General features: G+C 46.7%; 4 protein-coding genes. All 4 read left to right on the top strand.

Features of this window, described 5'->3' with window-relative positions; translation table 11 throughout:
• Positions 1-1910: COR domain-containing protein (locus QUA13_RS31235; protein ID WP_333204818.1), on the top strand; the 1910-nt coding region annotated here is incomplete at its 5' end.
• 370 nt (positions 1911-2280) lie between these two features.
• Entirely contained in the window at positions 2281-2595 is a 315-nt protein-coding gene (locus QUA13_RS31230) for a hypothetical protein (RefSeq protein WP_333204816.1), read from the top strand.
• A gap of 375 nt (positions 2596-2970) precedes the next feature.
• Positions 2971-4221 (top strand): MFS transporter, encoded by a 1251-nt coding sequence (locus tag QUA13_RS31225; RefSeq protein ID WP_333204814.1) that lies wholly within the window; start codon positions 2971-2973, stop codon positions 4219-4221.
• Between the two features lie 117 nt (positions 4222-4338).
• Positions 4339-4974: a PadR family transcriptional regulator gene (locus QUA13_RS31220; protein ID WP_333204812.1), complete on the top strand. Its 636-nt coding sequence runs from the start codon at positions 4339-4341 to the stop codon at positions 4972-4974.
• Positions 4975-5324 lie beyond the last annotated feature (350 nt).

Genomic DNA, 5324 nt, shown 5'->3' with positions numbered 1-5324 from the left:
CCGTTGCCGTTGGAGTATGGACGTTTGCCGGTCTTTGGGCGAGCGCACTTTTTGACCTGCTTAGTCTAAACTCCAACAGCAAACCTGACCTTCAGAACTCCTGCACCGGGCTGGCAGAATTAAAAGCAAAGATTGCTAGTGTCGCCGCATCTCTTCCGGAAATGGGACGTTCCGTTCCCGCCAAGTGGCAGCAAGTGCGGGAAATCTTACAGACAAAGGACAAAGCCTATCTCCCCTACAATGATGTCCTTGCCATCTGTGATCGACACGGAATCGATAAAGAACAAGCAGAACTTTTCCTTCGCATTTCCCATACCTTGGGGCATATCATCCATTACCATTACGATCCAATACTGCGGGATATCGTCATCCTCAAACCCGACTGGCTAGCAAAGGCAATCAGCTTCGTACTCGATGATGAAACAACCCGCCGCCGCAACGGTTTAGTAGATTTTGAGCATCTGGGCAAATTATGGAGCAATCCCCCGTTTCCAGGCGAGGACGGCTACCCGCAAGAACTACATCCCATCTTTCTCAAGCTGATGGAACGCTTCGATTTATCCTACCGCGTGGTGCTCGACCCCGCTAAACCCAGTAATACCAGTTTGATTGCTCAACTTGTACGCGATACACGCCCGGAATTGCCTAATTGGGGAGAGCAACCAGAAGCGGGAGACAGACAACAAGTGCAAATATGCCGGATTGTGGACGATCGAGCACAACTTGCAGTAGCAGAAGGATTGTTTTACCAGTTGATTGTGCGCTTGCACAAATACTCACTGGGGCGCTGCAATTACGAACAAAGTATCCATTGGCAACGGGGTTTGATGCTTGACAACGACTACAACGGTCGGGCCTTGCTGGAATATGTTGACACTGATGTAAAAATTACCGTGCGGGCAGCTTATCCAGAACGGTTTTTGTCTTATCTCACGGAAGAGATTAAATGGCTCGTCGAGAATTTCTGGGAAGGATTGCGATGTAATGTGATGGTTCCCTGCATTACACCTTGTGGTAAAAATTTGCCGGGAAACGGGCTATTTGAGGTAAAGCAATTAATTGAGAGTAAAAAGGAAAATCGTCCAGAGTATCCCTGTTCACTCTGTGGTAAATGGCAAAACATCGATAGTCTGCTAAATAACGCGCCGACTACTCAACCCCCATCGCAAGAAATCGGGATTCAGCAGTTCCGAAATATGTTCAAAGACGAGCTAAAAATCATCCGCGAAGATTTAGTAATTTTCGATCGTCGAGGTGAAGAACGCTTTCAGTCATTGTCTCAAGATCAGCGCAAGATTCTCAGCAAAGTCGATGAGGAATTTGCGTCGCTAATGCAAATGCTCACCGATGAAGCGAAAGATGGCCCGCGCCTGTTCAGTTTCAAGCCCGTCGATCCAAAGTTTTTCGATCGCCCAAAATGGATAAGTACAAAATTGCAAATTACCCTCTGGTGCGAACACTCTCGTCAACCGCTTCCCGCCTTAAATCCTGACGACAAAAAGAAGGGAGTTTATGAATTGGAAGTGCCGCGCGAATGGTTTACCAAAGCAGCCCCCTATCTCAAAATTTTGACCGGAACTCTGAGTCTAGTCTTACCTGTCGCAGCCTCGGCAACCAAGCTAATGCTAGATGAAGCCACCTACAAAGGCATTGAAGAGGAACTCGATTTAGGACAAAAAAGCATCGAGTCTACCTTGAAAGGAAGCGATTTAGCGACTAATTTGTCAACCGAAACTGATGCCCCTGATTGGCAACAGGGCGAAGCAGCCATCCGCGCGCAAGGCTCGATTTTGCGACAATTACACGCGCAGCTAAAAAAAGAAGATCCTGGTTTGGGTGGCTTGGTGCGGGTGCAGAACAGACGCCGCGAATTTCTGTGGGTTCATCCTCAGTTTGTAGATGAGTATTAATATTTTTATATTGACACCATTATTGCGATCGTGTGATAATTTAAACAGCACATCTCTCGTTCCCAGGCTCTGCCTGGTAACGCATATCCAGAGGCTCCGCCTCTCCCTAACCTACTAACAAACCCTCAATCGCCCCAATGGGAAGAAGTAGATACAAAGTAATATATTCCGACAACCAACCGCACTTTGTCACCTCTACAATTATCAACTGGATTCCTGTATTCTGTCTTCTGTCAAGCAAAAATAGCACAAATAGTCTTAGATTCCTTAAGTTTTATGCAACGGGAGAAGCGTTTAGCCTTAAACGGTTACGTGAAACGTGGAAAATCACTTGCACTTAATCGTAACTTCTTCTGAATTGTCAACGCAAATGAGAAATTTTAAATCATTTACAGCTCGCTCCATAATTGACTTGCTTGAAAAAAATCAAGTTACCAACATCCTCGATCAACTCGCATTCTATAAAAAGCTACACAAAAAAGACCAAAAATATCAGCTATGGCAAGAAGGGTTCCACCCGCAAGCTATTTTGGATGAAGCAATGCTGTTGCAAAAATTGGAGTATATCCACAATAATCCTGTTAGGCGCGGCTATGTTGACGATCCGGCTTGTTGGAGATATTCTAGTTATCGAAATTATATGGGTCAGGATGGATTGTTGCCAGTTGATTTGATTGATTTTTGAGTCGGATGATTTGTTTGAAGGAGCGAGGCAGAGCCTCTGGATATGCGTTACTAGGCAGAGCCTGGAAACGAGCGGACAGGAGGGGAAAAGTCGAATCAAGCTGCTAACAAATAATTCGCGCAATTTTAATTGTTTTGACCCATCCTTCTACAGTCATTAGTCATCAGTCAACAGTCAACAGTCATCAGTCAACAATGATTCCGGAGAAGTCTATTGATACTGACGTTTATAAGTCTTAGTACAAGGTATTATGAAAAATTTTGATTTTTATGCAAATTTAGCCTAAATTCGGCTGGATACAGTACAGATGGGGGATGAAGTTAACAGCAGTGAGATTTTGAGATAGATTGAGATGAGAAATAGCGAGTAAAGCTGATGTCACATTCACCGTCAAATCCGCGATCGCATCCACAGCAAAATCCACAATCTTGGGCAACCAAAATGACGCTGTTGTTGGCCAGCAGTCTCACTGTGATGGCAGGTGCGACGGTTTCTCCCGCACTGCCGGCGATGAAACAATATTTTGAAAGCGCGATCGCCGATGTCGATACTCGCACCACTTTAGTTAAACTAATCATCACCCTGCCCGCCCTATTTATTGTGATAGGTTCGCCCATTGCGGGGTTAATTGTCGATCGCTTTGGCCGCAAACCCTTGTTACTGATCGCCACCCTGTTATACGGGTTAGCAGGCAGTTCGGGACTCTTTTTGGATAGCTTGACGGCAATTCTGGCGGGCCGTGCGGTTCTGGGTTTCGCAGTAGCAGGCGTGATGGTGACAGCCACCACCTTAATTGCCGACTACTATAGGGGCCCCGCCCGTGCGGCATTTATGGGATTGCAAGCGGGATTTATGGGTTTGGGCGGCGTGCTGTTTCTGACATTTGGGGGAATACTGGCACAGCAAAACTGGCGCTATCCATTTGTGATTTACCTATTTGCCTGGTTGATTGTGCCGCTTATCCTGGTGTTTATTTTAGAACCAAATCGGACTGATGCTAGTATCCCAGGAGTAGAAGCGCCTACCGCAGAGGCACCGCCGAAGTCGATGCCTGTAGGGGTTCTGGGGATTGTTTACGGGTTGACGACGCTGAGTCAAGTTGCCTTTTATATGATTCCCGTTCAATTGCCCTTTTTCTTGGAAACTTTGGTGCAGGCTTCCCCCTCACAAAGTGGGATGGCGATCGCAATTTGTACGCTATTTAGTGCGATCGCATCCCTCACCTATGCCAAATTCAAACAGCGCATGGAGTTTGTCACGTTTCTGCCCTTAATTTTTGGGTTGATGGGCATCGGCTATCTGTTAATCGGTCAATCCGCCAACTGGGCGCAGGTATTGACTGGGTTGGCTATTTCCGGGATGGGACTAGGAATTTTGATCCCTAACATGACGGTTTGGCTGAGTGCCGCTGTGCCGGAAGCGGTGAGAGGACGTGCGCTGGGAGGTTTGTCTACGGCGATGTTTCTGGGACAATTTTTATCTCCGATCGTGACTGGGCCGTTGACAAAGGCAGTAGGCTTGGGTGCAGTCTATGCGATCGTCGGAGGGTTTTTGACGATCGCCGCGATCGGATTTGCCGTATTTAAGGCCCAAATCCGCAGCCTGACTCGTAGCGGTGCCATCTAGTGCAGGGGAAGCACATTAAAACAGAAGCACAGCATATCTTTACAAATCTTAATTTTGAAGAATACCGATATATCGCGATATGTCGTATATTAGAGAAAGTTGATTTTGGATTCACATATGTTTAGACGCTTTCGTTTCCACTTTCCGGCGCTTGTATCCGCAGGAGTCAGTGAAGAGGATCTATCGCTTATCAGTCATTGGTTCGAGCATGGCAAGGATCGCACGCCTCATCGCGGACATCACGGCAAGCACTTTGGCGATGAAGTATTTGGTCGCGGGTGGGGAGATGAACACCGGACTCGTCGGGGTGACATCAAGTTCATCCTGCTGGAATTGTTATCCGAACACCCTGCTCATGGTTACGACCTGATCAAAAAAATGGAAACCCACAATAGCGGTTTCCGTCGCCTCAGTCCCGGCTCAGTATATCCAACACTCCAGATGCTGGAGGACGGTGGTTATCTAAGCAGCACACAGGAAGGCGGTAAGAAGATTTACACGATTACGGATGAGGGCAGACAACTCTTGGCTGAGCGTACCCAACAGGAAACTTCAGGCTCTCCTTGGGATGCCTTCAAAACCGTAATGATGGGTAAGCCCCAAGAGTTTATTGAGTTGCGGAATGTGACAACAGAATTAGCTGGTGCTGTGATGCAAGTTGCTCGCAGTGGCAATGTTGAGCGAATCAATCGGGTGCGCGAGCTTTTAGAACAAGTTAAACGGGAAATTTACGGGATTCTTGCTGAGAAATAAGTGATATCAATTCCGGTTGCACCGGAATAACTGTTGACTGTTCACTGTTGAGTGTCAGTCGAAAAACAGAATGATGGTTGACAGTTCACTGCCCTTCTCGATTCTACCAGGACGATGAAGCGCGGAATTGATATAACGGGTAAAATCAACCGGATTCGATGATGAAATTGCTCTGTGAGTGCGATCGGATATAACCATAGACAACACGGCAAGGTCGGACACGGCAATGCCGTTTCCCTAGCCCAAAATAATTATGAACACTCCATCAGAGATGTAACTGGAGTTTAGACTAAGCACAAATTTACTCAGAAGGAGCTGAGTAGAAATTATGGTGAATTTAGAGAGAGATT

Origin of the sequence: Microcoleus sp. S28C3 (assembly GCF_036700785.1) — a bacterium.
In the GTDB taxonomy this organism is placed as follows: Bacteria; Cyanobacteriota; Cyanobacteriia; order Cyanobacteriales; family Microcoleaceae; genus Microcoleus; species Microcoleus asticus.
Note: the sequence above shows the minus strand (reverse complement) of the source record. Positions and strands in the feature narration are given on the sequence as shown.

Excerpts from the sequence above, each read along its gene's own strand:
- QUA13_RS31230 (WP_333204816.1), top strand. The coding sequence starts at position 2,281 with ATGAGAAATTTTAAATCATTTACAGCTCGCTCCATAATTGACTTGCTT.
- QUA13_RS31225 (WP_333204814.1), top strand. The coding sequence starts at position 2,971 with ATGTCACATTCACCGTCAAATCCGCGATCGCATCCACAGCAAAATCCA.
- QUA13_RS31220 (WP_333204812.1), top strand. The coding sequence starts at position 4,339 with ATGTTTAGACGCTTTCGTTTCCACTTTCCGGCGCTTGTATCCGCAGGA.